Origin of the sequence: Aurantimonas litoralis (genome assembly GCF_026153195.1) — a bacterium.
Lineage (GTDB): Bacteria > Pseudomonadota > Alphaproteobacteria > Rhizobiales > Rhizobiaceae > Aurantimonas > Aurantimonas coralicida.
On sequence record NZ_JAPFBM010000003.1, the window covers coordinates 163,251 to 188,055 of the forward strand.

26 protein-coding genes are annotated in these 24,805 nt (G+C 68.2%); 11 read left to right on the top strand and 15 right to left on the bottom strand.

Annotated features, from left to right (window positions below):
• Positions 1-5 precede the first annotated feature (5 nt).
• From N7I30_RS08260 to thpR, 3 genes are all read right to left on the bottom strand, one after another.
• Positions 6-512: an invasion associated locus B family protein gene (locus N7I30_RS08260; RefSeq protein WP_024351891.1), complete on the bottom strand. Its 507-nt coding sequence runs from the start codon at positions 510-512 to the stop codon at positions 6-8.
• A 356-nt stretch (positions 513-868) separates the two neighbouring features.
• Positions 869-1,249, bottom strand: a complete 381-nt coding sequence (locus N7I30_RS08265) for a YkvA family protein (RefSeq protein ID WP_029703649.1) — start codon at positions 1,247-1,249, stop codon at positions 869-871.
• Between the two features lie 84 nt (positions 1,250-1,333).
• Entirely contained in the window at positions 1,334-1,927 is a 594-nt protein-coding gene (gene thpR / locus N7I30_RS08270) for an RNA 2',3'-cyclic phosphodiesterase (RefSeq protein ID WP_498638029.1), read from the bottom strand.
• A 178-nt stretch (positions 1,928-2,105) separates the two neighbouring features.
• Between thpR and N7I30_RS08275 the strand changes: the two genes are divergently transcribed.
• On the top strand, positions 2,106-2,795 hold the full coding sequence (locus N7I30_RS08275) for a GNAT family N-acetyltransferase (protein WP_498638032.1): 690 nt from the start codon (positions 2,106-2,108) through the stop codon (positions 2,793-2,795).
• Here N7I30_RS08275 and N7I30_RS08280 read toward each other — a convergent pair.
• On the bottom strand, positions 2,770-3,498 hold the full coding sequence (locus tag N7I30_RS08280; protein ID WP_498638034.1) for an arylesterase: 729 nt from the start codon (positions 3,496-3,498) through the stop codon (positions 2,770-2,772). The genes N7I30_RS08275 and N7I30_RS08280 overlap by 26 nt on opposite strands.
• Before the next feature lie 16 nt (positions 3,499-3,514).
• On the opposite strand from N7I30_RS08280, the gene N7I30_RS08285 reads away from it, so the two are divergent.
• The 4 genes from N7I30_RS08285 (at position 3,515) to N7I30_RS08300 (ending at position 8,588) form a co-directional block, all read left to right on the top strand.
• Positions 3,515-4,240: an ABC transporter ATP-binding protein gene (locus tag N7I30_RS08285; RefSeq protein ID WP_498638036.1), complete on the top strand. Its 726-nt coding sequence runs from the start codon at positions 3,515-3,517 to the stop codon at positions 4,238-4,240.
• Positions 4,237-6,834, top strand: a complete 2,598-nt coding sequence (locus N7I30_RS08290) for an ABC transporter permease (RefSeq protein WP_498638038.1) — start codon at positions 4,237-4,239, stop codon at positions 6,832-6,834. The genes N7I30_RS08285 and N7I30_RS08290 overlap by 4 nt, the downstream gene beginning before the upstream one ends.
• A gap of 247 nt (positions 6,835-7,081) precedes the next feature.
• The gene (locus N7I30_RS08295) at positions 7,082-7,840 is read left to right on the top strand and encodes a Bax inhibitor-1/YccA family protein (protein ID WP_024351884.1); all 759 of its coding nucleotides are present in this window, start codon (positions 7,082-7,084) and stop codon (positions 7,838-7,840) included.
• A 199-nt stretch (positions 7,841-8,039) separates the two neighbouring features.
• Complete coding sequence (locus tag N7I30_RS08300; protein WP_498638041.1) at positions 8,040-8,588, top strand: GNAT family N-acetyltransferase; 549 nt, start codon at positions 8,040-8,042, stop codon at positions 8,586-8,588.
• A 10-nt stretch (positions 8,589-8,598) separates the two neighbouring features.
• Here N7I30_RS08300 and N7I30_RS08305 read toward each other — a convergent pair whose 3' ends face one another.
• The 3 genes from N7I30_RS08305 to acnA all read right to left on the bottom strand — a co-directional run bounded on the left by N7I30_RS08305 (position 8,599) and on the right by acnA (position 12,887).
• The gene (locus N7I30_RS08305) at positions 8,599-9,063 is read right to left on the bottom strand and encodes a DUF2794 domain-containing protein (RefSeq protein WP_370196155.1); all 465 of its coding nucleotides are present in this window, start codon (positions 9,061-9,063) and stop codon (positions 8,599-8,601) included.
• 57 nt (positions 9,064-9,120) lie between these two features.
• The gene (locus N7I30_RS08310; RefSeq protein ID WP_498638044.1) at positions 9,121-9,897 is read right to left on the bottom strand and encodes a DUF1223 domain-containing protein; all 777 of its coding nucleotides are present in this window, start codon (positions 9,895-9,897) and stop codon (positions 9,121-9,123) included.
• Between the two features lie 230 nt (positions 9,898-10,127).
• A complete protein-coding gene (gene acnA, locus N7I30_RS08315; RefSeq protein WP_498638046.1) occupies positions 10,128-12,887 on the bottom strand; it encodes an aconitate hydratase AcnA in 2,760 nt (919 codons plus the stop codon).
• A gap of 376 nt (positions 12,888-13,263) precedes the next feature.
• Here acnA and ccmA point away from each other — a divergent pair, with 376 nt between their 5' ends.
• From ccmA to N7I30_RS08345, 6 genes are all read left to right on the top strand, one after another.
• Positions 13,264-13,977: a heme ABC exporter ATP-binding protein CcmA gene (gene ccmA, locus N7I30_RS08320; protein ID WP_498638048.1), complete on the top strand. Its 714-nt coding sequence runs from the start codon at positions 13,264-13,266 to the stop codon at positions 13,975-13,977.
• The gene (ccmB, locus tag N7I30_RS08325; protein ID WP_024351878.1) at positions 13,974-14,633 is read left to right on the top strand and encodes a heme exporter protein CcmB; all 660 of its coding nucleotides are present in this window, start codon (positions 13,974-13,976) and stop codon (positions 14,631-14,633) included. The genes ccmA and ccmB overlap by 4 nt, the downstream gene beginning before the upstream one ends.
• An 88-nt stretch (positions 14,634-14,721) precedes the next feature.
• Positions 14,722-15,480 carry a heme ABC transporter permease gene (locus tag N7I30_RS08330; protein WP_498638050.1) on the top strand — a complete coding sequence of 253 codons (759 nt, stop codon included), beginning with the start codon at positions 14,722-14,724 and terminating at the stop codon, positions 15,478-15,480.
• Positions 15,481-15,490: 10 nt separating this feature from the next.
• On the top strand, positions 15,491-15,682 hold the full coding sequence (gene ccmD, locus N7I30_RS08335; protein WP_228240732.1) for a heme exporter protein CcmD: 192 nt from the start codon (positions 15,491-15,493) through the stop codon (positions 15,680-15,682).
• Positions 15,679-16,338, top strand: coding sequence for a DsbE family thiol:disulfide interchange protein (locus tag N7I30_RS08340; protein WP_498638052.1), 660 nt, complete (start codon positions 15,679-15,681; stop codon positions 16,336-16,338). Before ccmD ends, N7I30_RS08340 begins: the two co-directional genes overlap by 4 nt.
• Positions 16,339-16,423: 85 nt before the next feature.
• Positions 16,424-16,987: an NUDIX hydrolase gene (locus N7I30_RS08345; protein WP_498638054.1), complete on the top strand. Its 564-nt coding sequence runs from the start codon at positions 16,424-16,426 to the stop codon at positions 16,985-16,987.
• Positions 16,988-17,026: 39 nt separating this feature from the next.
• Here the strand turns inward: N7I30_RS08345 and N7I30_RS08350 are convergent, their stop codons facing one another.
• The 8 genes from N7I30_RS08350 to N7I30_RS08385 all read right to left on the bottom strand — a co-directional run bounded on the left by N7I30_RS08350 (position 17,027) and on the right by N7I30_RS08385 (position 24,276).
• A complete protein-coding gene (locus N7I30_RS08350) occupies positions 17,027-17,824 on the bottom strand; it encodes a tellurite resistance TerB family protein (protein ID WP_498638056.1) in 798 nt (265 codons plus the stop codon).
• Positions 17,825-17,873: 49 nt separating this feature from the next.
• Positions 17,874-18,536: a septation protein A gene (locus tag N7I30_RS08355; protein WP_498638060.1), complete on the bottom strand. Its 663-nt coding sequence runs from the start codon at positions 18,534-18,536 to the stop codon at positions 17,874-17,876.
• Positions 18,537-18,620: 84 nt separating this feature from the next.
• Positions 18,621-20,006, bottom strand: a complete 1,386-nt coding sequence (gene ftsY / locus N7I30_RS08360; RefSeq protein WP_498638479.1) for a signal recognition particle-docking protein FtsY — start codon at positions 20,004-20,006, stop codon at positions 18,621-18,623.
• Between the two features lie 83 nt (positions 20,007-20,089).
• Positions 20,090-20,380 carry a hypothetical protein gene (locus N7I30_RS08365; RefSeq protein ID WP_498638062.1) on the bottom strand — a complete coding sequence of 97 codons (291 nt, stop codon included), beginning with the start codon at positions 20,378-20,380 and terminating at the stop codon, positions 20,090-20,092.
• A gap of 3 nt (positions 20,381-20,383) precedes the next feature.
• A complete protein-coding gene (mtaB, locus tag N7I30_RS08370; protein WP_498638063.1) occupies positions 20,384-21,706 on the bottom strand; it encodes a tRNA (N(6)-L-threonylcarbamoyladenosine(37)-C(2))-methylthiotransferase MtaB in 1,323 nt (440 codons plus the stop codon).
• Entirely contained in the window at positions 21,706-22,620 is a 915-nt protein-coding gene (gene dapF, locus N7I30_RS08375) for a diaminopimelate epimerase (RefSeq protein WP_498638065.1), read from the bottom strand. The genes mtaB and dapF overlap by 1 nt, the downstream gene beginning before the upstream one ends.
• A gap of 46 nt (positions 22,621-22,666) precedes the next feature.
• Positions 22,667-23,821, bottom strand: a complete 1,155-nt coding sequence (locus N7I30_RS08380; RefSeq protein ID WP_498638067.1) for an NADH:flavin oxidoreductase/NADH oxidase — start codon at positions 23,819-23,821, stop codon at positions 22,667-22,669.
• Between the two features lie 185 nt (positions 23,822-24,006).
• On the bottom strand, positions 24,007-24,276 hold the full coding sequence (locus N7I30_RS08385) for a hypothetical protein (protein WP_498638069.1): 270 nt from the start codon (positions 24,274-24,276) through the stop codon (positions 24,007-24,009).
• Positions 24,277-24,805: the final 529 nt, after the last annotated feature.

Below are 24,805 nucleotides of genomic sequence, written 5' to 3' on the forward strand. Positions count from 1 at the left end.
GAGGCCTACTTGCAGTCGTTGATCGAGTTCAGCGCCGCCGTCACGCCCGAGAGCGAATAGGTGTAGCTGGTCTCGGTGCCGCGCTGGGAGGTCGCCTCGACGGTCATCACCCGGCCGGCGCGCAGATTGGCAACGAGCTGCGGTTCCTCGGCAGCGTTCTCCATCCAGGCGGACTCGCCCTTGACGAACATGGAGTAATCCTTGCCGTCCACGTCGACGATGACCTTGGAGCCTTCCTTCAGCGCATAGCCCATGACGACCTGCGGCTCGTAGGAGACGCCCTGGCCCGGCTTCTGCGAGACGAGGAAGAAGATGTCGCCATGATCGACATTGGCCGGCGTCATCTTGGTCGGCGTCGACAGGACGTAGCAGATCTTCCCGTCGGAGCCCGAGTAGGAATAGGTGCCCCAGGCGTTGAACTGGTTCATGCGCGTCGGGGTCTGGGCCGCCCCGGCGGCGCTCGAGAAGATCAGAATGGCCGCAGCGGCCGTCAGGACGTTCTTGAGGTTCATGGTTCCCCGCTCATTTCGATGTGCGTGCGTGGTATGGCTGTGGCGACCGGCGCGACGCCGGACGAAAGATTACTGTCGCAGTCTAGCGGCCGGGCCTTTATCCTTGGTTAACGAAACCCCAAGGTGCGGCCGAAGATCGTCGATGTCCGGCCTGTGGGCCAAGAAGGCCCCCGGCGTCGTCACCACGCGGGACAGCCCCGGCACATCCGCCGACTTCACGGAATGTGAATGACGGAAAGAATCGGGCGACAGTTTGGCGCGTATGCCGCAATTCGCGGAAAAAGCACCGAAAATCGTTGCGAGACATGGGGTTGGCGCGATTTCGGCCGGCAGGACGGCCACGGCGCCCGTCGATCTCAGTCGTCCAGTTCGCCCAGGGCCGTGCGCGCCTTCGCATAATGTTCGGGCCGGATATTGTCGCGCACCGTTCGGAATGCGGCCCAGAGAACCGCGATGTCGTCGGTGAAGCCGAGACCGAGGATGAAGTCCGGAACGATGTCGAAGGGCAGCACGAAATAGGCGAGCGCGGCGAGGAGGACGCCGCGGCTGGCAGCCGGCGTCTGCGGGTCGAGGGCGCAATAATAGGAGGCCACCACGTCCTCCATGAAGGGGATGTGGCGCAGGCCCCGGCGGACCGTGTCGAAGAAGGAGCGGCGGACGTCCGATTCCTGCCGCGCCTGCTCGGCCTCGCTGCCCGGGCGCAGGATTTCGCCGATCTTGCCGTTCTCGATTGCCATCGCATTCTCCGTCTCGCGGACGGTAGATGGATCGCATCGGGCGGCGTCTCAAGCCCCGGCGGTTCGCCGGGGCGTCCCGTTCCTTCAGCCGACGCGGTACTGCTGCACCTGGTCGGCAGCGATATCCTGGTGCGCGGCGCCGTCCGGCGCCAGCGGAAACGCCTCTTCCAGAATGTAGGGGCCGCCGCCGACCGAGTCCTTCGCCGAGAACAGGCCGAAGCGGGAGACCTTGAAGGGCAGGGTCGAGAAATTGCCGCGGCCGGCGAGATAGCGGGCGACCTCCTCGACCTTGGGTTGTCGGAGCCGGGCGATGGTCACGTGCGGCACGAATTTGCGTGGGTCGGCGGGCAGGCCCACCCGGCGGCAGATCCGGTCGATCTCGGCCTGCAGCTCGGCCAGTTCCACGGGCGCCTCGACCCCCGCATAGAGCGAATGTGGCTTCTTCGATCCGAAGGCGGCGACCCCCTTCAGCGACAAAGTGAAGCCCGAACAGTCGATCCGGTCGAGCTGGGCGACGATCTCGTCGGCCAGGCGCGATTCCACGTCGCCGATGAAGCGCAGGGTCAGATGGTAGTTTTCGGCATCGATCCACCGGGCCGACGGCAAGCCACCGCGGAGGAAGGACAGCGACAGGGCGATGTCGTGGGGAATCTCGAGGGCGGTGAACAGTCGCGGCATCGGAAAGACCTCCGTGCGGTGTTGCCATCGCGAAAAGCGTCTCACCTCGCGAGCCATGTGGCAAGCACAGGGCAGCCCTGCACGGGCCTTCGCCGCGTTGTTCGTTTCGCAATGCACAATTATATTCACTTTGCGGCTCGGGAGATCGCCGCGGGAGGACGAAACAAGGCTGAAGAGCATGTCCAACGTCCCGTCTCCTGCACGCCCGTCAGCGCCCAGCGTTACCGTTGCGGCCGCCGCCCAGTCCGGTGCCGCCTCCGGACCGGTGCATGTCCGGCGCCTGCATCCGGGCGAGGAGCCGCTGCTGCTGGCCCATCTCAAGCGCCTCGACCCCGAGATCCGGCGCCTGCGCTTCGGCAATGCGGTCAACGATTTCTTCCTGGAACGCTACGTGTCGCTGGCGCTCGGCGAGGAGGCCCTGGTCAAGGGCCTGTTCATCGACGGCGAACTGCGCGGCGCCGCGGAACTGCGCTTCCTGACCGGCTCGCATGACGAGGCCGAGGGCGCGTTCTCCATCGAGAAGCCCTATCAGGGCCACGGCCATGGCGACCGCCTGTTCGGCCGGCTCGTCGCCAGCGCGCGCAATCGCGGCGTGCGGCGGCTGTTCCTGACCTGTCTGCGCGAAAACCGCCGCATGCAGGCGATCGCCGCCAAGCACGGCGCCGACCTCAGCTTCGAGGCCGGCGACGTCACCGCGGAGATCCTGCGGCCCTATGCCGACGTGCGGAGCATGGCGCGGGAATGGACCGACGAGACCGAAGCCTTCGCCTTCGCCATGATCGAATGGCGGCGCAAGCGCCTGCGCAGCTTCGCCGCGCCGCTGCGCCGGCTGGCCGCGAGCTTCAACCCGTTTCCCGCTCCGCACTGATCGCATCGAGCGCCTTGGTCACCGCCGGCAGGATGCGCTCGACGATGACGGCGACGCCTTCCGGATTGGGATGCATGCCGTCGTCCTGGTTGAGCGCCGGCTCGGCGGCGACGCCATCGAGGAAGAACGGATAGAAGGCGACGTCGTATTTGTCGGCGAGACGCTGGTAGATGCCGTCGAACTCGGCCGCGTAGTCGGGGCCCATGTTGGGCGGCGCCATCATGCCGGCGAGAAGTGCGGTCTGGTCGCGGGTCTGCAGCTTGGCGAGGATCTGGTCGAGATTGCGCTCGGTGATCTCCGGCGAGATGCCGCGCAGCGCGTCGTTGGCGCCGAGTTCGACGATGACCAGATCGGCCTCCTGCGGCACCGACCATTCGAGCCGCGCGAGGCCGCCGCTGGTGGTGTCGCCGGAGACGCCTGCATTGGCGACGCTGACGTCGTGGCCGGCATCGCGCAGGGCCGCCTGCAACTGCTCGGGGAAGGATTCGCCCGGGCCGACGCCGTAGCCGGCGCTCAGACTGTCGCCGAATGCGACGATCTGCAGCGTTTCGCCCGCCTCGGGGGGCGTGGCCGTCTGCTGCGCCAGTGCCGCGGCCGGCAGCATCAGCCATGACAAGATTGTCATGACCATCAGGATCGGTTGGAAGCGTTGCATCGCACACCCATATAGCGCAGGCCCCAGCCGGGGCGGTCGCCCCCGCATATAGGAGCTGGCAGGCTTGGCAGAACCAGCGATCCGGTTACGAAACGTTCATCTGACGCTCGGGTCCGGCCGAAGCGCGGTCCACGTCCTCAAGGGCGTCGATCTGTCCGTTGATCGCGGCGAGTCCGTCGGCATCGTCGGGCCGTCCGGCTCGGGCAAGTCGACGCTGCTGATGGTGCTGGCAGGTCTGGAACGGGCCGACAGCGGCAAGGTGGAGATCGCCGGACGCTCGCTGGAGGGTCTCAGCGAAGACCGTCTCGCTGCCTTCCGCGGCCAGAATGTCGGCATCGTCTTCCAGTCCTTCCACTTGATCCCCAACATGACGGCGCTCGAGAATGTCGCGGTGCCGCTGGAGCTGGCCGGGCATCCGAAGGCCTTCGAGCGCGCCACCCACGAGCTGGGACAGGTCGGCCTCGCCGACCGCGTGTCGCATTATCCGGGCGAACTGTCGGGCGGCGAGCAGCAGCGCGTTGCCATGGCGCGGGCGCTGGCGCCGGAGCCGGCGATCCTCATCGCCGACGAGCCGACCGGCAATCTCGACCAGGAAACCGGCCGGCAGATCGCCGATCTGCTCTTTGCCGAACAGCAGCGCCGCCAGATGACGCTGGTGCTGGTCACTCACGATCCGGCGCTCGCCCATCGCTGCGGCCGCGAGATCGCCGTGCGTTCCGGCGTCATCTACGACGATCGCGATGCGCCCGGCACGCGGACCGAGGCAGAGCTCGCGAGCGCTGCCGGATGAGCGTCGCCGACACCACCGAAGCCGTCGCCGCGCCGGCGCGGCCCGACATCGTCGGCGGGCGCAGCCATTTCCGGCTGGCGCTGCGCTTTGCCCTGCGCGAGATGCGCGGCGGTCTGTCGGGCTTCTACATCTTCCTCGCCTGCATCACGCTCGGCGTGGCGGCCATCGGCGCGGTCAATTCCGTCGCGACGATGATGACCAGCGGCATCGCCCAGGAAGGGCGCGCCATCCTCGGCGGCGATCTGCGTTTCGCCCTCGTCCAGCGCGAAGCCACGGCCGAGGAGATGGCCTATTTCAACGAGCTCGGCGACGTGGCCGAAGCCGCGTCGTTGCGCTCCATGGTGCGGCTTCCCGACGGCACCGACCAGTCGCTGGCCGAGGTGAAGGCCATCGACGGTGCCTATCCGCTCTTCGGCACGCTGGAGACCACGCCTGCGGCGCCGCTCGGCGACCTCCTGGCCGAGCGGGACGGCCGCTTCGGCGCGCTGGCGGCCTCCGAACTCTACGACCGGCTCGGGCTGGAGCCGGGCCAGACCATCCGTCTCGGCGATTCCGACATCGAACTGCGCGGCGTGATCGACCGCGAGCCGGACGTCCTGTCGGACGGCTTCAACTTCGCGCCGCGCCTGATGATCGCCCGGGCGGCACTCGACGCCACCGGCCTGATCCAGCCGGGCAGCCTCGTCGAATACGACTACAAGGTCCGCCTGACCGGCAACAACCGCGATGCCGAGGCCCTGTCGAAGGCCGCCAACGAACGGTTTCCGCAGTCGGGCTTCCAGATCCGCACGGCCGCGGAGGCGGCGCCATCGCTCCAGCGCAATATCGAGCGGTTCTCGCAGTTCCTCACCCTGGTCGGGCTGACCGCGCTGATCGTCGGCGGCGTCGGCGTGGCCAATGCGGTGAACGCCTATCTGGATTCCAAGCGGGCGGTGATCGCCACCTTCAAGAGCCTGGGCGCCGGCGGCAGCTTCGTCGTCATGGTCTATCTGATCCAGATCATGCTTCTGGCGTCGGTCGGCATCGCGCTCGGCCTCGTCCTGGCGGCGATCGCGCCCTTCGTGACGGCGCGGTTCCTGGAAAGCGTGATCCCGGTCGCGGCCAGCGCGTCGATCTATCCGGTCGCGCTGCTGACCGCGGCGGTCTTCGGCGCGCTGACGGCATTGGCCTTCGCGCTTCTGCCGCTCGGCCGCACCCGCGACATCGCGGCGACCGCCCTGTTCCGCGAGGCGGGCGCCACCGGCGGCTATCGCATGCGCTGGGCCTATCTCGGCTCGGCGCTGGGCCTGGCGCTGGTCATCGCGCTCCTGGCGCTCGCCATGGCCGGCGACCGGCGCGTCGCGCTGATCTTCCTGGGCGGTACGGCGGCGGCCTTCGTCATCCTGCGGGCTGTCGCCATCGGTATCGAATGGCTGGCGTCCCGCGCGCCGCGGGTGCGCTCGACACCGCTGCGGCTGGCGATCGGCAACATTCACCGCCCTGGCGCGCTGACCGGCTCGGTCGTCCTGTCGCTTGGCCTCGGCCTGACCCTGCTGGTGACCCTGGCGACCATCGACTACGATCTGCGCCGCGAGATCGGCACCGGGCTCGCCTCGCGGGCCCCGAACTTCTTCTTCGTCGACATCCAGAGCAGCGAGATCGACGGCTTCCGCCAGACCGTCGGCGAGCTGGCGCCGGGGGCGGAACTGAACGCCGTGCCGATGCTGCGGGGCCGGATCACCGCCCTCGACGGCCAGGACGTCGCCTCCATGGAGCCGCCGGAAGAGGGCGGCTGGGTGCTGCGCGGGGACCGGGGCCTGACCTATTCGCCCACCGTGCCGGAAAACTCCTCGCTCACCGAGGGCGAATGGTGGCCCGAGGATTACGACGGCGAGCCGCTGGTCTCCTTCGCCGCGGAGGAGGGGCGCGAGCTCGGCCTGTCGATCGGCGACACGCTGACGGTGAACGTGCTCGGCCGCGACATCACCGCACGCATCGCCAGCTTCCGGGCGGTCGAGTGGGAGACGCTGGCGATCAACTTCATCATGGTCTACTCGCCCAACACCTTTGCCGGGGCGCCGCATGCCTGGCTTGCCACCCTGTCGGTGCCGCAGGACGCGGCCGTGACGGAAGAGGCGATCCTCAACCGCGTCACCAATGCCTATCCGGCCGTCACCAGCGTCCGGGTCAAGGATGCGCTCGATGCCATCAACGGCCTGATCGCCCAACTCGCTCTGGCGATCCGCGTCGCCGCGGCGGTGGCGCTCGTCGCCTCGGTGCTGGTGCTGGCCGGGGCGCTGGCGGCCGGCAATCGCGGCCGGATCCATGATGCGGTGGTGCTGAAGACGCTGGGCGCGACGCGCATGGTGCTGATTCGCGCCTTCACCACGGAATATCTGCTTCTGGGGCTGGCCACCGGCATCTTCGCCATCGGCGCGGGCGCGGCGGCGGCGTGGTTCGTGGTCGACCAGATCATGCAGCTGCCCTTCGTCTTCGACTGGACGGTGGCGCTGACGACGCTCGGCGTCTCGCTGGTGCTGACGGTGGGGATCGGCCTCGCCGGCACCTGGCGCGTTCTCGGGCAGAAGGCCGCGCCGGTCCTGCGCAATCTCTGACGGGCGCGCGCGCAGCTGAGGCGCCCGTCGGCGCCTGACGAAGCTGGTTCAGGCCGCGGATAACGCAGAATTAATCCTGAATCCGCGCGATTTAGTCACCGCGCGGCGGGGTACTCTTGTGTGCCGCGCGGCCCATCCGCATATTATCGTCAGGATCGCTGGGCGTCCCGCCAGCGGCGCCTCCATGTGCCGGCCATTTCGTGCCGGATATGGACACCGGACGGGACACGCAGAAAGGAATTCTTCCATGGCGGAATATCGGAACGCCGGCGCTCGCACTGTGCCAGCCGCCGGTACCAGAGCGGACATCGACCAGGGCCTCCGCTCCTACATGCTCAAGGTCTACAACCTGATGGCAGGCGGTGTGGCGCTGACCGGCGTCGCGGCCTACGCCCTGTACATGCTGTCCTTCGTGACGAACGACGCCGGTGATGTCGTCGGTCTCACGCAGCTCGGCAACACGCTCTTCAACACGCCCCTCAAATGGGTGGTGATGCTGGCCCCGCTCGGCATGGTCTTCTTCCTGTCGTTCCGGGTTCACAAGATGAGCGTCGCGGCTGCCCAGACGACCTTCTGGATCTATTCGGCGATGGTCGGCGTCTCGCTGGCATCGATCTTCGCGGTCTATACCGGCGAATCCATCACCCAGGTGTTCTTCATCACCGCAGCCTCCTTCGGCGCGCTGTCGCTCTGGGGCTACACCACCAAGCGGGACATCTCGGGCTGGGGCTCGTTCCTGTTCATGGGCGTGATCGGCATCGTGATCGCGATGGTCGTGAACATCTTCCTTGCCTCGCCGGCGCTGCAGTTCGCCATCTCGGTGATCGGCGTGCTCGTCTTCGCGGGCCTCACCGCCTACGACACGCAGCAGATCAAGGAAATGTACTACGAGGGTGACGGCTCGACCGTCATGGGCCGCAAGGCCGTGATGGGCGCCCTGCGCCTCTATCTCGACTTCCTGAACATGTTCCTGTTCCTGCTGCAGCTGTTCGGCAACCGCGAATAGTCTGCCCGACCAGGGATGTGAGTTGACGAGGGCGGCCTGCGGGCCGCCCTTTTTCTTGGGCGCGGCATTCCGGCGCGACCGTCGTGTTTGGTGCGCAAGCCGGTGAAATTCCCCGGCCGGCCCTGCCGGGCGGCATTGATCCGCTGCGCTGCGCGGTGCATCAGAAGCGGGACCAAACAAGCGAAGAGCCGCAGCGTCCATGAGTGCCCACACGATCCGTCTCGCCGTCCTTGCGGACGTGCCCGCCCTGACCGCGATCTACGAGGATGCGGTCCTCCACGGCACGGCGTCCTTCGAGCTGGTGCCGCCGGACCAGGCCGAGATGGAAGCGCGCTTTGCCGCCATCACCGGGCAGGGCTTTCCCTATATCGTCGCCGAGGATGCGGACGGGACGGTGCTCGGCTACGCCTATGCCAACGCCTTCCGCACCCGGCCGGCCTATCGCTTCGCGGTGGAGGATTCGGTCTATCTGGCACCCGAAGCCAAAGGCCGGCGGATCGGCACCGATCTCCTGTCGCGGCTGGTGGAACTGTCGGCGGAACGCGGCTTTCGCCAGATGATCGCCGTCATCGGCGGCTCCGACCACACGCCCTCGATCCGCCTGCACGAGCGGGCGGGCTTCAGGATGATCGGCGTGTTCGAGAATTCCGGCTTCAAGTTCGGCCGCTGGATCGACACGGTGCTGATGCAGCTGCCCCTCGGCGACGGCGGCGACAGCCTGCCCGACGAGACGCGTCACCCGGGCTGAGCTTGGCGGATCAGCCGATCTCGGTGCGCTTCAGAGTCTTGTCGAAGACGCCCAGCACGGTCGCCAGATCGTGGCCGCGCTTGAGGATCAGCCCGCCGGCGGCGACCACCTGATAGGCGCCCTGCTTGCGGGCGAGCTTGGGGTTCTTCTCGACCCGGTACATCGGCATCTCGCTGGTCCGGCGGAAGACGGAGAAGACCGCCCGGTCCTTCAGCATGTCGATGGCGTAGTCGCGCCACTCGCCGGCGGCGACCATGCGGCCGTAAATGCGCAGGATCTGGGAGAGTTCGTGCCGGTCGAAGGACACGATCGGCATGTCCGACGGGCGGGAGCCGGGAAACGGCAGGAGATTGGACGCGCTGTCGCCGTTCGATCCGGAAAAATCCAAGTCAGCCCCTCGTGCGATCATGCGCCGCTCGGCGGGGCGCGCTCTGGCTCGTGACCATATGGTGACACGGAAATGGGGTCGCGCCAAAGCGATTCAACCGATCGCCGCGAGACCCTTTCGGCCGGTCGATGCGGGCATTGCCGCTCAGCGCTGGTGGAACTCGACCTGCGCCGCCGCCAGGATCGGGCCGGGCTTGCCCTCGTCGGTCACCGACTGCAGCAGCGCCGCCCAGCCCCGGCTCTCGCCTTCGGGGCGCGTCAGCATCTCCAGCGGCAGGTCGACCTCAAGCGGTTCGCCGGACCACATGCCGAGAATGCGCCAGTCCTGCACCGCATGGCTGTTGACGATGGTGGTGCCGCGGTTCTCGCCGCGGTCGATCGCCGTCCGGGTTTCGTCGTCATAGGTCACGAGCATCAGCACCGGCTGACGGCCGCCGGCCTTGGCGCCGGCGACATCGGCGGTGATATGCAGCCGGTCGTCGTCGACGCGCATGGTGACGCTCGCGCCCTTGCCGGCCGCCTTCAGCGGATGATTGTCCATCAGGGCGCGGACCTTGCCCTCATGCGAGCCGATGGCATCGGCAACGCCGTTCACAACGACCTGCGGGGTGTAGATGGTGGTGGTGCCGAAGGCCGCGGCATAGGCGCGCTGGCGCTCGGTGTTCTCGCTGGAGCCATGGGTGTCGCGCCAGCCGATATAGTCCCAGTAGTCGACGTGATAGGCGAGGGCGAGGATGCCGGGTTCGACGGCGAGCCGGCTGAGAATCCGGTCGGCCGGCGGGCAGGACGAGCAGCCCTGGCTGGTGAAGAGCTCGACGACCTGTTCGACAGGCCGGATCTCGATCTGCCCGGCGCCGGCGGCCTGCGCGACCGGCAGCGACGCGGCGAGGAGCGCGCACAGACCCGCAAGCATCCGCCTCATGGAGAGACGCTGCGCACGAGCGGCAGGTCCATGCTCGGCGTGACGGCGCAGGGCCGCAGGGATCTGTCGGGGGCTGTGTTCATGATGCGAACCTAGAGGTCGGGACGAACACCCGCTAGTCACTTGCCGGTGACGGAGGGTGCCGGGTCGCCGACATGGCAAAGCCGCCGGTCCTGGAACCGGCGGCTTCGATTGTCAGGCGGGCCGCAGGGACCTGCCGGGATCGCCCATCAGGCGGCGAGGCGGCGCAGGACGTACTGCAGGATGCCGCCGTTGCGGTAATATTCCAGCTCGTCCAGCGTATCGATGCGGGCCTGGATCTTCACCGACTGCACCGAACCGTCGGATGCCTCGATCCGGGCTTCCAGGATCTGGCGCGGCTTCAGTTCGGTCAGGCCGTCGATGGTCACCTTCTCGTCGCCCTTGATGCCGAGCGACTGCCAGGATGTGCCTTCCTCCGCGAAGACGAAGGGCACGACGCCCATGCCGACGAGGTTGGAGCGGTGGATGCGCTCGAAGCTCTCGGCGATGACCGCACGCACGCCGAGGAGCACGGTGCCCTTGGCCGCCCAGTCACGCGACGAACCGGTGCCGTATTCCTTGCCGGCGAAGATGACGAGCGGCACGCCCTCGTCCTTGTACTTCATCGCCGCGTCGTAGATCGGCATCTGCGCGCCGGACGGCTGATGGCAGGTCACGCCGCCTTCGACGCCGGGCACCATCTCGTTCTTGATGCGGATATTGGCGAAGGTGCCGCGCATCATGACTTCGTGGTTGCCGCGGCGCGCGCCGTAGGAGTTGAAGTCCACCGGGCGGACCTGATGGCTGACGAGATAGTCGCCGGCCGGGCCGTCCTTCTTGATCGAACCGGCCGGGGAGATGTGGTCGGTCGTGATGGAATCCTTGAACAGGCCGAGGATGCGCGCATCCTTGACGTCCTGAACGGCTTCCGGCTCCTGCTTCATGCCCTCGAAATAGGGCGGGTTCTGCACGTAGGTGGAGCGGTCGTCCCAGTCGTAGGTCAGGCCGCCGGACACCTCGATCTTCTGCCAGTGCTCGTCGCCCTTGAAGACGTCGGCATAGCGGTTCTCGAACATGTCGCGGGTGACCGTCTTGCGGACGATCTCGGCGATCTCCTGCGTGGTCGGCCAGATGTCCTTCAGATAGACGTCGTTGCCGTCCTGGTCCTGACCGAGCGGCTCCTTGGTGATGTCGACGAACATCGAGCCGGCCAGCGCATAGGCGACGACCAGCGGCGGCGAGGCGAGATAGTTCGCCCGCACGTCCGGATTCACCCGGCCCTCGAAGTTGCGGTTGCCCGACAGCACCGAGCAGGCGACGAGGTCGTTCTGGGTGATCGCCTCGGAGATCGGCTCGGGCAGCGGCCCGGAATTGCCGATGCAGGTCGTGCAGCCATAGCCGACGAGGTTGAAGCCCAGCGCGTCCAGATCCTTCTGCAGATCGGCCTTGTCGAGATATTCGGTGACCACCTGCGAGCCGGGGGCCAGCGAGGTCTTCACCCAGGGCTTCACCTTCAGGCCCTTCTCATGCGCCTTGCGGGCGACGAGACCGGCGGCAACCAGCACGTTCGGGTTGGAGGTGTTGGTGCAGGAGGTGATCGCGGCGATCACCACGTCGCCGTCGGCCAGGCCGTGCTCGGCGCCCTCGACCGGATGGCGCACGTCGCCGGGGGTCGTGTTCGGCGGCACCGCGCCTTCGTCCATGTAGCGCGAATCGGCGTTCGACTGCGGGGTCTCGCTCTTCTTGCGACCGCCCTTGATCTCGGCCAGGGCGTCGACGAACTTGGTCGCCGCCTCGGTCAGCGCGACGCGGTCCTGCGGGCGCTTCGGGCCAGCCAGCGACGGGACGACCGTCGACAGGTCGAGCTCCAGCGTGTCGGTGAAGACCGGGTCCGGCGTGCCGTCCTCGCGGTACATGCCCTGCGCCTTGGCATAGGCCTCGACCAGCGCGATGCGGTCCTTGTCGCGACCGGTCGCCTCCAGATAGGCGATCGTGTCCTTGTCGATCGGGAAGAAGCCGCAGGTGGCACCGTATTCGGGGGCCATGTTGGCGATGGTCGCCTGGTCCTCGAGGGTCAGGTTCGACAGGCCGGGGCCGAAGAACTCGACGAACTTGCCGACGACGCCGCGGCGACGCAGCATCTCGGTAACGGTCAGGACGAGGTCGGTGGCGGTGGTGCCTTCCGGCAGCTTGCCGTCCATGCGGAAGCCGATGACCTCCGGGATCAGCATGGAGATCGGCTGGCCGAGCATGGCCGCTTCCGCTTCGATGCCGCCGACGCCCCAGCCCAGGACCGACAGGCCGTTGACCATGGTGGTGTGGGAATCGGTGCCGACCAGCGTGTCGGGATAGGCGACGGTCTCGCCGTTCTCGTCACGGGTCCAGACGGTCTGGGCGAGATATTCCAGATTGACCTGGTGGCAGATGCCGGTGCCGGGAGGCACGACGCGGAAGTTCTCGAAGGCCTCGGAGCCCCAGCGCAGGAAGGTGTAGCGCTCGCCGTTGCGGCCGTATTCGGCGTCGACGTTCTTGGTGAAGGAATCCTTCTGGCCGAAAAAGTCGACCATGACCGAATGGTCGATGACCAGATCGACCGGAACCAGCGGGTTCACCTTCTTGGGGTCGGCGCCGAGATTCCGGGTCGCGTCGCGCATGGCGGCGAGGTCGACCACGGCGGGAACGCCGGTGAAGTCCTGCATCAGCACGCGGGCCGGGCGATAGGCGATCTCGTGGCCGGCCGAACCCTTGTCCTCGATCCAGCGGGCGAGGGCGCGGATGTCGTCCGCCTTGACCGTCCGGTCGTCCTCGTTGCGCAGCAGGTTCTCGAGCAGGACCTTCAGGGAGAAGGGCAGGCGGGCAACGCCCTGAAGGCCGTTCTTCTCGGCTTCCTTCAGGTCGTAATAGACATAGTCCTTGCCGCCCACGGAGAGCGTCCTGCGGCTATTGAAACTGTCGGGTGCGTGGGACAATTGGCTTCGTTCCTTCTCGACCAGTATAAGTCCGAAGGGCGAACGGCCTTGAGCGCTGCGGAAAAGCGCTCGAAGATGCGGGTGCGACCATTTCCGCTTGTCCGCCCCGGTGCCCGCCGGTGCCGGACGGGGACCCTGAGATCGGCGCTGAATTGTTGCCACGCCGGTCGCTGGTGTGGTTGCGGTCGTTATAGGCAAGTTTGTAACGGCTATAAAGGGCCAGATGGCCTTGGGGCGGAAAATCCATTGCAGTGCAGAAAAAGGCGGACATGACAAGGACTTGGCCGCGCCGGACCGGCGCCCACCAGCCGCCGCGCGTCGCGCCTTGCCTCTCCAGGCCGGTGCAATGTCACGCAATTTTCGCCGCGGACCGGGCATGAGCGGGCCGATCGCGACCGCCTCGGGGCTGGTTGTCGGACGCGGCGGAGCGGCCGCCGCGGGGCCGCTGGATTTCCGCATTGCGGCAGGCGAAGCGCTGGTCGTCACCGGCGCGAACGGCGCCGGCAAGTCGACGCTGCTACGCACGCTGGCCGGCCTGCTGCCGCCGGTCGCCGGGCGTATAGACGTGACGGGCGCGACGGCACCGGACGGTGAGGCGGCCCGCACGCTGGCCGAGATCGCCCATTATGTCGGTCACCGCAATGCGATGAAGCCGAATATCAGCGTCGGCGAGAACCTTGCCTTCTGGCGGCGCTATCTCGGCGGCAGCCGGGATGGCGGGCGGTCAATCGCCGACTGCCTCGATGCGCTGGGGCTACCCGATCTGTCGCATCTGCCGCAGGGCTATCTGTCGGCCGGCCAGCAGCGGCGGGCGAGCCTTGCCCGGCTGCTCCTCGTGCCCCGGCCGGTCTGGATCCTCGACGAGCCGACCTCGGCACTCGATGCCGCATCGCAACTGAAATTCGCCGAGATCGTCGAGGCGCATGTGGCGGCGGGCGGGCTGGTGATCGCCGCCACCCACCAGCCGCTCGGCCTGTCCCGCACGCTGACGCTGGATCTGACGCCGTCCGCCCATGCCGCGCGCAAAGCCGACCACGCGGCGCCTTCCATCGATGCGGCGGAACTGGCTGCTGCGGAGGGCTGGCTGTGATCGCACTCTTCCGCCGCGACCTGCGGCTGGCCCTGTCGGGCGGTGGCGGCGCCATGACCGCGGTCATCTTCTTTCTCGCCGTGGTCGCGACGATCCCCTTCGGCGTCGGCCCCGACCTCAATCTCCTGTCGCGGATCGGACCGGCCATCCTGTGGATCGGCGCACTCCTGTCGGCGCTGCTCACCCTCGACCGGCTGTTCCAGGCCGACCGGGAGGACGGGACGCTGGACCTGCTTCTGACCGGCCCGACGCCGATGGCGCTGGTGGTGCTGGCCAAATGCGCCGCCCTCTGGGTCGCCTCGGGTCTGCCGCTGGTGCTCGCGGCGCCGGTGCTCGGCCTGTTCCTGGCACTGGAGCCTCCGGCGATCGGCGCGGTCATGCTGACCCTGCTGGTCGGCACGCCGGCGATCATCTGCATCGGCGCCGTCGGAGCCTCGGTCGCGGTGGCGCTGCCGCGCGGCGGGCTCCTGGTCTCGGTGCTGGTCCTGCCGCTGGCGATCCCGGTGCTGATCTTCGGCGTCTCGGCGACCTACGGCGCGGTCAACGAGCCCGACCCGTTCCTGCCGCCCTTCCTGATCCTGAGCGCCCTGACACTGCTCTTCGGCGCGCTTGGCCCGATCGCCGCCGGCGCGGCGCTGCGGGCGGGGGCGGATTGAGACCGCGCCTCCGGCAGGCGGTTCGCCGGCGCAATCCTGACGAAATCGTATGTTTGCCGGCTGGCTGGAGACCTTCTAGACTGGACCCATGACCGACATGTCCGCCGCCAAGCCGTCGCGCTTCACGATCCTGGCCAATCCGACCCGCTTCCTGGAGCTGTCGGGCAAGCTGCAGCCATGGCTCTACGCCCTGGCGCTCATCGCGCTGGCGGTCGGCCTGACCCTCGGCTTTCGCGCCCCGCCGGACTATCAGCAGGGCGCGACGGTGCAGATCATGTTCATCCACGTGCCCTTCGCCTGGCTGTCGATGATGATCTGGACGGTGATGAGCGTGTCGGCGCTGGGCACGCTGGTCTGGCGGCATCCGCTGGCCGACGTCGCGGTCAAGGCGGCAGCCCCCATCGGCGCGGTGTTCACGGCGCTGGCGCTGATCACCGGCTCGATCTGGGGCCGCCCGATGTGGGGCACATGGTGGGTCTGGGATGCCCGGCTGACCTCGGTGTTCATCCTGTTCCTGATGTATCTCGGGCTGATCGCCCTGACCCGGGCGCTGGACGAGCCGGGCCGCAGCGCGAAGGCCGCGGCGATCCTCGTTCTCGTCGGCTTCGTCAACATCCCGATCATCAAGTTTTCCGTCGACTGGTGGAACACGCTGCATCAGAGCGCCAGCGTCATCCGGGTCGACGGGCCGGCCATGCCGCCGGTCTTTCTGATCCCGTTGCTGGTCTCGGCGGCCGGCTTCACGCTCCTGTTCTTCGCCCTGCATCTGACGGCGATGCGCACGGAAGTGCTGCGCCGGCGCGTGGCGGCGCTGTCGCGGCTGGCGGCCCGCCGCGCCGAGGCCTGAGGATACCATCATGCAGAACGACTATATCGGCTTCATCGGCTCGGCCTATGCCATCTCCGTGCTGGCGCTGGTCGGGATCGCGGCCTGGGTGTTTCTCGATGCCCGCGCCCAGAAGCGGGCGCTGAAGGACCTCGAGGCGCGGGGCATTCGTCGCCGCTCGGCCTCGGCCGCGCCCGCCACCGGCGCGGAGGCCACGCGATGACGGACGATCCGACAACGCTGCCGACGGCGCCGGCGGCCGAGACCGTGACGAAGGCCGCGAAACCCCGCCGCAACTGGCTGGTGGCACTGCCGCTGGTGCTGTTCGGCGGTCTTGCGGCGATCTTCCTCTACCAGCTCGTCTCTGGCCACGATCCGCAGCAGATTCCCTCGGTGCTGATCGGCAAGACAGCGCCGCAGACCGTGCTGCCGGCGCTGGACGGCGTTTCCGGCCCCGACGGCGGGCCGATGCCGGCGCTGGATCTTACCGGCTTCGGCGATGGCCGTCCGGTGCTGGTCAATGTCTTCGCGTCCTGGTGCGGGCCGTGCCGGGACGAGCATCCGCTGCTGATGGATCTGGCCCAGGACGAGCGCTTCAAGCTGGTCGCCATCAACTACAAGGACAAGCCGGAGAACGCCCGCAAGTTCCTGGAGTCGCTGGGCAATCCCTATGCCGCGATCGGCGTGGATCAGAAGGGCTCGGCGACGATCGACTGGGGCGTCTATGGCGTGCCGGAGAGCTTCCTCGTCGCGCCGGATGGCGAAATCGTCTTCAAGCAGACGGGACCGTTCACGCCCGAGGCGGTGAAGACCGGCCTCCTGCCGGCGGTGGAGCGCGTCCTTACCGGTTCTTCGAAGGGCACCGCGCCGACGAGTTGACCGGGTCGGCGCCCGGACGTTCGGTCGCGGCCGTTCAAGCCCGCGTGGATATTCCCGGGCGGCCGCGCCGAGCCATATGGGGCGCATGAGCGAGACATCCTTTTCCCTGCGTACGCCCGAGGGCGACGACGTCGCCCGCAAGATCTGCGACACTTGCGGCTTCGTCGCCTATGAGAACCCGAAGATCGTGGTCGGCTCGGTGGTCCGCCATGACGGCCGGATCCTGCTGTGCCGGCGCGCGATCGCACCGCGACAGGGCTTCTGGACCATTCCGGCCGGCTATCTGGAGCTGAACGAGACGCCCGAGGACGGGGCGCGGCGCGAGGCGCGGGAAGAGGCGACGGCGCAGCTCGCCATCGAGCGGCTGCTGGCGGTCTATTCGGTGCCGCGGATCAGCCAGGTGCAGCTGATCTACCGGGCAAGCCTTGCCGAGCCGACGATCGCGCCGGGCATCGAAAGCCAGGCGGTGGACCTCTTCGGCTGGGACGACATTCCCTGGGACGAGCTGGCGTTTCCCTCGGTCCACTGGGCGCTGAACCACGACCGGGCGGCGCAGGAGGGCGCGCCGCCGGTGCCCTTCACCAATCCGGACGGTGCGACCGGCAACACGATGCCCGATGGACGGGCGCTGCCGGTCGGCGAGTTCTGATCAGGCCGGAGATCGGCCGAGAACAGCCGCCTGCTGGCCTTAGCCCTGGACTTCGCCGGCGGTGCGGCGGATTTCGGCGGTCAGTTCGGCCGGCAGGTTCAGCCGTGCGCCGAGAAGGTCGAGATAGGCCCGCTCGGCGGGATGGTCGGGATCGATCGCCAGCACCGAGGCGGTGTAGATCTCCATCGCCAGTTCCGGCGTGGTGGCGCTGGCGGCGAGCGCGTCGATGCTCATCGGCTGGCGCATCTCGTCCATGACGAAGCCCTTTTCCTCGGCGTCGAGATCGATCTCGTCGATCCGCCCGAAGATCGCCTGCTGCTCCTCGGCGTCGATATAACCATCGGCCTTGGCCGCGGCGATCATCGCCGACAGCATCAGGCGGGCATGGGCCTCCTCGTCGCCGGCCGGCAGGAAGGCGGTGCCTTCGGGGGCGGGAATCTCGGCCGGGGCGCGGGCCGCGTCGGGGAGGCGCGGGGTCGGCTGGGCGTTGGGCAGCGCGGTGCCCTGGCTGGCCTGGTAGTTCTGGTAGGCCTTGTAGGCAAGGCCCGCGACGACGGCCGCGCCGCCGAGTTTCAGCGCCGTGCCGCCGAGCTTGCGCACGCCCTTGCCGCCAAACAGGCTGGAGGCGAGGCCGCCGAGCAGCGCGCCGCCGATGGCCGAGCCGGCGCCGCCCTGGAGCATGCCGCCGAGCCCCGAGCCGGAGCCGCCGCGCCCCTGCAGCATGCCGCCGAGCTGGTCGACGATCGAGCCGCCCTGGCCCTGGCCGGACCGCTGGCCGCCGGGATGGCGGGTGCCCTGGTTTCCGGCGCCGAGGAATTCTCCGAGAAGCTTCTGCATGTCCATGTCGGTCGGCCTCTTGGTTGTGAAGATGTCGGTACGGGACGGCCTAGCGGCCGCTGTCTTCCGCGCCGGCCAGTCGCTCGGTCGAATGCTGCTTGATCAGCGGGATCTGGGTCAGCATGAAGACGATGGTGATCGGCATCGTCGCCCAGACCTTGAAGGCGACCCAGAAATCCGTCGAGAAATTGCGCCAGATGACTTCGTTGACGACCGCCAGGAAGATGAAGAACAGGCCCCAGCGCAGGGTCATCTTGCGCCAGCCCTCGGCGTCCAGCTTGAAGGCCTGGTCGAAGACGTAGCCGAGCAGCGACTTGCCGAAGAGCAGCCCGCCGAGCAGCACCGCGGCGAAGAGGCCGTTGACGATGGTGGGCTTCATCTTGATGAAGGTCTCGTCCTGCAGCCACAGGGTCAGCGAGCCGAACACCAGCACCACGGCGCCGGTGACCAGCGGCATGATCGGCAGCGATCTGGTGATCGCCCAGGAGACCGCCAGCGAGATCGCCATCGCGGCCATGAACAGGCCGGTCGCGATGAACAGCGGCCCGCCGAACTCCTTCAGGATGGGGAACGTCGCCGCCAGCTGCTCGCCACGCGAATTGGCGAAGAAGAAGACCATCAGCGGGCCCAGCTCCAGCGCGAATTTCAGGAGCGGGTTCATCTCCTTGCGCGCCGGGCTGTTCGGCTCTTCCTCGAGAATGTGGTGCGACATGCGGACTCCCTGTTCCCGGTCCATATCGGAACTGATCGCGACGAATGCGAGGCGTGGCCGTCGATCGCGGCGATTTTTCGCCGGTCAGGCCGACGTGGTGGTGCCGGCGATCGCGGCGGCGAAATCCTTCGCCTTGAAGGGCTCGAGATCGTCGATGCCTTCGCCGACGCCGACGAAATAGACCGGCAGGCGGAACTTGGCGGCGATGGCGACGAGGATGCCGCCGCGCGCCGAGCCGTCGAGCTTGGTCATGACGAGGCCGTTGACCCCGGCCACGTTGCGGAAGATCTCGACCTGGTTCATGGCGTTCTGGCCGGTGGTGGCGTCGAGGGTGAGAAGCACCGTATGCGGCGCGTCCGGCTCGCGCTTCTGCAGCACGCGGACGATCTTCTCCAGCTCGGCCATCAGCTCGGTCTTGTTCTGCAGGCGACCGGCAGTGTCGATGATCAGGACGTCGGAATCGTTCTCGACGGCCCGGTCGTAGGCTTCATAGGCAAGGCCTGCCGCATCGGCGCCGATCGCCTTGGCGACAACCTCGGACTGGGTGCGCTCGCCCCAGATCTTCAGCTGTTCGACGGCGGCCGCGCGGAAGGTGTCGCCGGCGCAGAGCGTGACCTTGAGCCCGCCGCGGGTCAGCTTGGCGGCCAGCTTGCCGATGGTCGTGGTCTTGCCGGTGCCGTTGACCCCGACCACCAGGATGACATGCGGCTTCTTGGCCAGGTCGAGCTCCAGCGGCAGGGCGACGGGGTCCAGCGCCTTCTCGATTTCCTCGGCAAGGATGGTGCGCACTTCCTGGCCGCTGATCTCGCGGCCGAAGCGGCCTTCCGACAGGCGGTCGGTGATCTTCAGGGCGGTCTCGACGCCGAGATCGGCCTGGATCAGCACGTCCTCGAAATCCTGCAGCGTGTCCTCGTCCAGCCGCCGCTTGGTGAAAATCGCACCGATCGATCCGGTGAGCTGGGTGGAGGAACGCGCCAGCCCTTCGCGCAGGCGCTGCAGCCAGGGCACGCGGGGCGCGGGCGCCGGTTCGGGAGCCGCCGGGGCCTGTTCGCGCAGGCGGAAGCCGGCGGCGGCATCGGGTGCGGGGCGCGGCGCGTTCGCCGGGACAGGCAGGGGTGCCTGGTCGCCTTCGGGCGCGGAGGCCGGCGGCGCCGCGATGTCGGGCTCGGGCGTATCGGCGGTGTCGAAGGACGGTTCGACCCGCTCGGCGACCGGCGCCTCGCCGTCTTCCTCGTCCTCCGGCGGCAGATCCGCGTCCAGCCAGGAGAAGTCGGCATCCTCGTCGCCGGACGGCAGGGCGTCGTCATTGTGCCCGTCGAGATGATCGGCGTCGGAGGCCGGCGGGATGCCGGGCGCCACCGCATCGGCGATCTCGGAGGTTTCGCGGGTTTCGCCCGCGAGCGGCTCGACGGGCGCCGCAACCTCCGGCTCGGCATGTTCGCCCAGCCGCTCGGCGGGGTCGGCGCCCAGGAAGGCGAATTCGCTCTCGTCGGCGGGCTCGGCCGGCGTCGGTTCCTCGAGCCAGGAAAAGTCCGCCGTCTCGGTGTCCGGCTCTAGTTCTGGCCCGAGTTCAGCGTTTTTTTTTGAGCCTGGTCCGCATCGGAATCCTCGGCCATTTCGGCCAGGGGGGTGATGCCGCCGCCGTCGTTGACGTCGGCACCGGCCTCCGAATCGGCAACCGAACTGGCCGCCGCCTTCGGGCGGACGTCCGGATCGGGCGAGCCGGGCGCGCCGAATTCGGTATCGGACGGCCGCGGCGTATCACCATGCTCGGGCGTGCGATCGGTTTCGCTGTCCGACCCGAAGGAGAAGATGCGGCGGAAGAAGCCTTTTTGCTCAGCCATGGCTTACGTCAGTTCTCTCAGATGGTCGGAGGATGTTCCGGCCGGGCCGGAACGAAGGATATCGGGGCGGGCGACCAGTCTGCCACCGCGTTCGCCCACAATGATAGCGTCGAGGATGGAGCCGGGGAGGCCCTCCTCGATCTCGCACAGGGTAAAATCGGCGCAGCGGCCGCGCTGGTTGCGCTCCACCAGCACCGATTGCCGCGTGCCGACGAGGCTGGCCAGATGGGCGCGATGGGCGGTTTCGCCACGGGCGCGCAGGGCCGTCGCCCGGTCCTTGACGATGTCGCGCGGCAATTGCGGCATGCGGGCGGCCGGCGTGCCCTCGCGCGGCGAGAACGGAAACACGTGAAGATGCGTCAGGCCGCAATCCTCGACGAGCTTCATGGAGTTCTCGAACATCGCGTCGGTCTCGGTGGGAAAGCCGGCGATGATGTCGGCGCCGTAGACGATGTCGGGCCGCGCGGCGCGGATGTCGGTGCAGAAGCGGATGGCGTCGTCGCGCGAATGGCGCCGCTTCATGCGCTTCAGGATCATGTCGTCGCCGGCCTGCAGCGACAGGTGCAGATGCGGCATCAGCCGGGTCTCGGAGCCGATCGCCTCGATCAGCGCCGGGTCGGCCTCGACGGAATCAATGGATGACAGCCGCAGGCGGGCAAGGTCCGGCACGTGTCTGAGGATTGCCTGGACAAGCTGGCCGAGCTTCGGCGCGCCGGGCAGGTCCGCCCCCCAGGAGGTCATGTCGACGCCCGACAGCACCACTTCATTGTAGCCGGCGGCGACAAGCCGCTTCACCTGGTCGACCGCCGCGCCCATCGGCACCGAGCGGGAATTGCCGCGCCCGAAGGGGATGATGCAGAAGGTGCAGCGATGGTCGCAGCCATTCTGCACCTGGACGATGGCGCGGGCACGGCCCTCGATCGCGTCGACCATGTGGCCGGCGGTCTCGGTGACGCTCATGATGTCGTTGACGCGGACCTTCTCCTCGGCGGCGACGCCGAAATCGGGCAGGGCGCGATAGGCGCGGGCCGTCAGCTTCTCGTCATTGCCGAGGACGGCGTCGACCTCGCCCATCTCGGCAAAGCGGCCGGGCTCGGTCTGGGCGGCGCAGCCCGTGACGACGATCCGCGCATCGGGATTCTCGCGGCGGGCCCGGCGGATCTGCTTGCGGGCCTGGCGCACGGCTTCCGAAGTGACGGCGCAGGTGTTGAAGACGATGGCGCCGCGCGGATCGGCGTCGAGGCCGGCCGCCACGGCCTCGCGCTTCATGATCTCGGCCTCGTAGGTGTTGAGCCGGCAGCCGAAGGAGACGATCTCGACACCCATCAGGCCGGCTCGTGCGTCGCCGTCTCGTCGCGCAGATAGGCGCCGGTCGCGGGATCGAGGCGGCCGGACCAGTTCCATTCGGCCGGCCCGGTCATGATGACGTGGTCGTCGTCGCGCCAGTCGATCAGAAGGTCGCCGCCGGGCACGGTCACCGTGACGATGCGGCCGGTGCGCCGGGTGCGGGTCGCCGAGACGGCGGCGGCGCAGGCGGCCGAGCCGCAAGCGCGGGTCAGGCCGACGCCGCGTTCCCAGGTCCGCAGGGTGAGGGCGTCCGGCCCCGTCACCTGCGCGATCGAGATGTTGGCGCGCTCGGGAAACAGCGGATGGTTCTCCAGCACCGGGCCGAAGCGGTCGAGTTCGTAGCTCCACACGTCCCGGTCGACCCAGAAGATGGCGTGCGGATTGCCCATGGAGGCGACCGAGGGCGAATGCAGGATCGGCGCGTCGATGGGCCCGATCTGCAGCTCGATCGCCCTTGTGTCGCTGAACTCCTCCGACAGGGGAATCTCGGACCAGCCGAAGCGTGGCCGGCCCATGTCGACGGCGATCAGCCCGTCGTCGCGTTCAAAGGCGGTCAGGATGCCGGCGCGGGTCTCGAAGGTGAAGTCGCGGCGGCCGGTCTCGGCGGCGAGTGCCTGCACCACGCAGCGCGTGCCGTTGCCGCAGGCCTCGGCCTCCGAGCCGTCGCGGTTGATGATCCGCACATAGGCGTCGGTGCCGTCGAGCCGCGGATCGTGGATCGCCATGATCTGGTCGAAGCGGGTGGCCGGGTCCTCGGCGAGGGCGCGTGCGGCCGCGGCCGAAATCCGCGTCGCCGATCCGCGAAGATCGGCGACGACGATCTCGTTGCCCAGCCCGTTCATCCGGGCAAAGGCCACGCTCAAATCCGTATCTCGTGCGGCGCTGTCGGTCATGCCGGTTATATGGCCGATGCGCGGCGCGATTGAAAGGATCGCGCGATCAGCGCTGGCCGAAGGCGGCGTCCTTGAACAGCGCCTTGAACTCGCGCGGCTGGGAACGCCAGTACTGCTTGGGCGCGCGCACCGAGGCGCCGAGCTCGGCCGCCGCATGCCACGGCCAGTGCGGCTCGTAGAGAATGGCGCGGGCGATGGCGATGGCATCGGCCTTGTTCTCGGCGATGATGGTCTCGGCCTGGCGCGCCTCGGTGATCAGGCCGACGCCGATCACCGGGATCGACACCGCGGCCTTCACGGCCTCGGCGAAATGCACCTGGTAGCCGGGTCCGAGCGGGATCTTCTGGTCGGGCGAGACGCCGCCGGAGGAGACATGGATCGCTGCCGCGCCGCGCGCCTCCAGCGCCTTCGAATAGGCGATCGAGCCCTCGATGTCCCAGCCGCCCTCGACCCAGTCGCTGGCCGACAGGCGGACCCAGACCGGGATGTCGGCCGGCACGGCCGCCTTGACCGCGTCGAAGACCTCGAGCGGGAAGCGCATGCGGTTCTCGACGCTGCCGCCATATTCGTCGTCGCGCCGGTTCGAGATCGGGGACAAGAACTGGTGCAGGAGATAGCCATGCGCCGAATGCAGCTCGATGCCGACGATGCCGAGGCGCACGGCGCGCAGGGCGGTGGCGACGAAGTCGTCCTTGATCTTCTGCAAGCCTTCAGCGTCGAGGGCGGTCGGCGCCACTTCACCGGGTGAATGGGGAAGGGCGGAGGGCGCGACGCACTGCCAGCCGGTCGGATCGGTCGGGGCGATCTGCTGGCCGCCGGCCCAGGGTTCGGCGCTCGACGCCTTGCGGCCGGCATGGCCGAGCTGGATGGCGACGGGCATCTGGGAATGGACGGCGATCGCATCGAGGACGCGGGCGAGCGCTGCCTCGTTGTAATCGGAATAGAGCCCGAGATCCTTGTGGGTGATGCGGGCTTCGGGGGAGACGGCCGTGGCTTCGAGGATCAGCAGGCCGGCGCCGGACATGGCGAGCTGGCCGAGATGCATCATGTGCCAGTCGGTGGCCGATCCGTCATCGGCGGAATACTGGCACATGGGCGCGATGATGATGCGGTTTTCCAGCCGCAATGCACCGAGGTCGAGCGGGGTGAACAGCGGGCTGAGCGTCTGCGAGATGTCCGAATCCGGGGTCTGCGTGTCCATTCAGGCGGCCTTCCGTGAAGCGTGAGGCTCTCCGAATGCGCCGGTACGCCGCGATGTTCAAGCCCTGCGACGAGGACGCTGCGTCTTCGGCGCACGGCGAGCGCAGCAGGAGGGCCGTGGCGCGCCGGTCGACCGGCCCTGAACGAAAACCGGCGGCCGATCGCCCGGCCGCCGGTGGAACTGGATCAGTTGGCCGGAGCCGGTGCGTCGCCGCCACCGCCGACATCCGGGGCCTCGACATTCACGTCCGGCGTGTCGATCGAGACATTGGTGTCGGCACCACCGCCGGCGCCGCCGCCGAGCAGGCCGTCGCCGAAGATGAAGAAGGCGCCGATCACGACCACGACGATCAGGATACCGGCGATCAGCCAGCTACCACCGCCGCCGCCGTTTCCGCCGCGGTCGTTGTTGACGATGACGGTGCGCTCGCGTTCTGGTTCACGAAGGTCGCTCACAGGGGGACTCCACTTCCAACAAAGGGCAGCCAAGGGCTGCCGGGCTACGCGTCGGTCCCGGCCGAAGCCTCGCAGGAGGATCGGCAACGGCGAGGATCGCCATGCGTCGTTCCGCCACAGAATGCCGCAGGGGGGCATTCGTTCCGTGCCCGGCTATCGACAGGCGGGCGAGTGACGGTGGCGTCGTCGCTCCGGCCGGCGATGATCGGATGAGCGGCACCGCCTGAGGGTCCGCCGCAGGGCCGGCTTCGATCGTCCCGACGTTCCGCAGGGGCCGCGAAACTTGACATTGGCGGCCGGTCGGTGTTTCTGCAGACCCAAATCCGCGACATCTGTCCGCGACCCGCCGACCGTGCCCCTCTCGCAAGAGCCGCACGGAGGTCAACATCCGCCAGCGAGTTTCGCCCGCGGATGCGATCCTGCTTTGAGCATTGCCCATCCGGCAGTGGCTTGAGCGCAGGCGGGTTTGCAGTTCGGATCGAAGCGAACCACCTTCCGGCTCTGTTCGGAAGGCCGGGAAGGAAGCACG

Excerpts from the sequence above, each read along its gene's own strand:
- N7I30_RS08260 (WP_024351891.1), bottom strand. The coding sequence starts at position 512 with ATGAACCTCAAGAACGTCCTGACGGCCGCTGCGGCCATTCTGATCTTC.
- N7I30_RS08265 (WP_029703649.1), bottom strand. The coding sequence starts at position 1,249 with ATGGCAATCGAGAACGGCAAGATCGGCGAAATCCTGCGCCCGGGCAGC.
- thpR (WP_498638029.1), bottom strand. The coding sequence starts at position 1,927 with ATGCCGCGACTGTTCACCGCCCTCGAGATTCCCCACGACATCGCCCTG.
- N7I30_RS08275 (WP_498638032.1), top strand. The coding sequence starts at position 2,106 with ATGTCCAACGTCCCGTCTCCTGCACGCCCGTCAGCGCCCAGCGTTACC.
- N7I30_RS08280 (WP_498638034.1), bottom strand. The coding sequence starts at position 3,498 with ATGCGGGGGCGACCGCCCCGGCTGGGGCCTGCGCTATATGGGTGTGCG.
- N7I30_RS08290 (WP_498638038.1), top strand. The coding sequence starts at position 4,237 with ATGAGCGTCGCCGACACCACCGAAGCCGTCGCCGCGCCGGCGCGGCCC.
- N7I30_RS08295 (WP_024351884.1), top strand. The coding sequence starts at position 7,082 with ATGGCGGAATATCGGAACGCCGGCGCTCGCACTGTGCCAGCCGCCGGT.
- N7I30_RS08300 (WP_498638041.1), top strand. The coding sequence starts at position 8,040 with ATGAGTGCCCACACGATCCGTCTCGCCGTCCTTGCGGACGTGCCCGCC.
- N7I30_RS08310 (WP_498638044.1), bottom strand. The coding sequence starts at position 9,897 with ATGAGGCGGATGCTTGCGGGTCTGTGCGCGCTCCTCGCCGCGTCGCTG.
- ccmA (WP_498638048.1), top strand. The coding sequence starts at position 13,264 with ATGAGCGGGCCGATCGCGACCGCCTCGGGGCTGGTTGTCGGACGCGGC.
- N7I30_RS08330 (WP_498638050.1), top strand. The coding sequence starts at position 14,722 with ATGACCGACATGTCCGCCGCCAAGCCGTCGCGCTTCACGATCCTGGCC.
- ccmD (WP_228240732.1), top strand. The coding sequence starts at position 15,491 with ATGCAGAACGACTATATCGGCTTCATCGGCTCGGCCTATGCCATCTCC.
- N7I30_RS08340 (WP_498638052.1), top strand. The coding sequence starts at position 15,679 with ATGACGGACGATCCGACAACGCTGCCGACGGCGCCGGCGGCCGAGACC.
- N7I30_RS08345 (WP_498638054.1), top strand. The coding sequence starts at position 16,424 with ATGAGCGAGACATCCTTTTCCCTGCGTACGCCCGAGGGCGACGACGTC.
- N7I30_RS08350 (WP_498638056.1), bottom strand. The coding sequence starts at position 17,824 with ATGCAGAAGCTTCTCGGAGAATTCCTCGGCGCCGGAAACCAGGGCACC.
- N7I30_RS08355 (WP_498638060.1), bottom strand. The coding sequence starts at position 18,536 with ATGTCGCACCACATTCTCGAGGAAGAGCCGAACAGCCCGGCGCGCAAG.
- N7I30_RS08365 (WP_498638062.1), bottom strand. The coding sequence starts at position 20,380 with ATGGCTGAGCAAAAAGGCTTCTTCCGCCGCATCTTCTCCTTCGGGTCG.
- mtaB (WP_498638063.1), bottom strand. The coding sequence starts at position 21,706 with ATGGGTGTCGAGATCGTCTCCTTCGGCTGCCGGCTCAACACCTACGAG.
- dapF (WP_498638065.1), bottom strand. The coding sequence starts at position 22,620 with ATGACCGACAGCGCCGCACGAGATACGGATTTGAGCGTGGCCTTTGCC.
- N7I30_RS08380 (WP_498638067.1), bottom strand. The coding sequence starts at position 23,821 with ATGGACACGCAGACCCCGGATTCGGACATCTCGCAGACGCTCAGCCCG.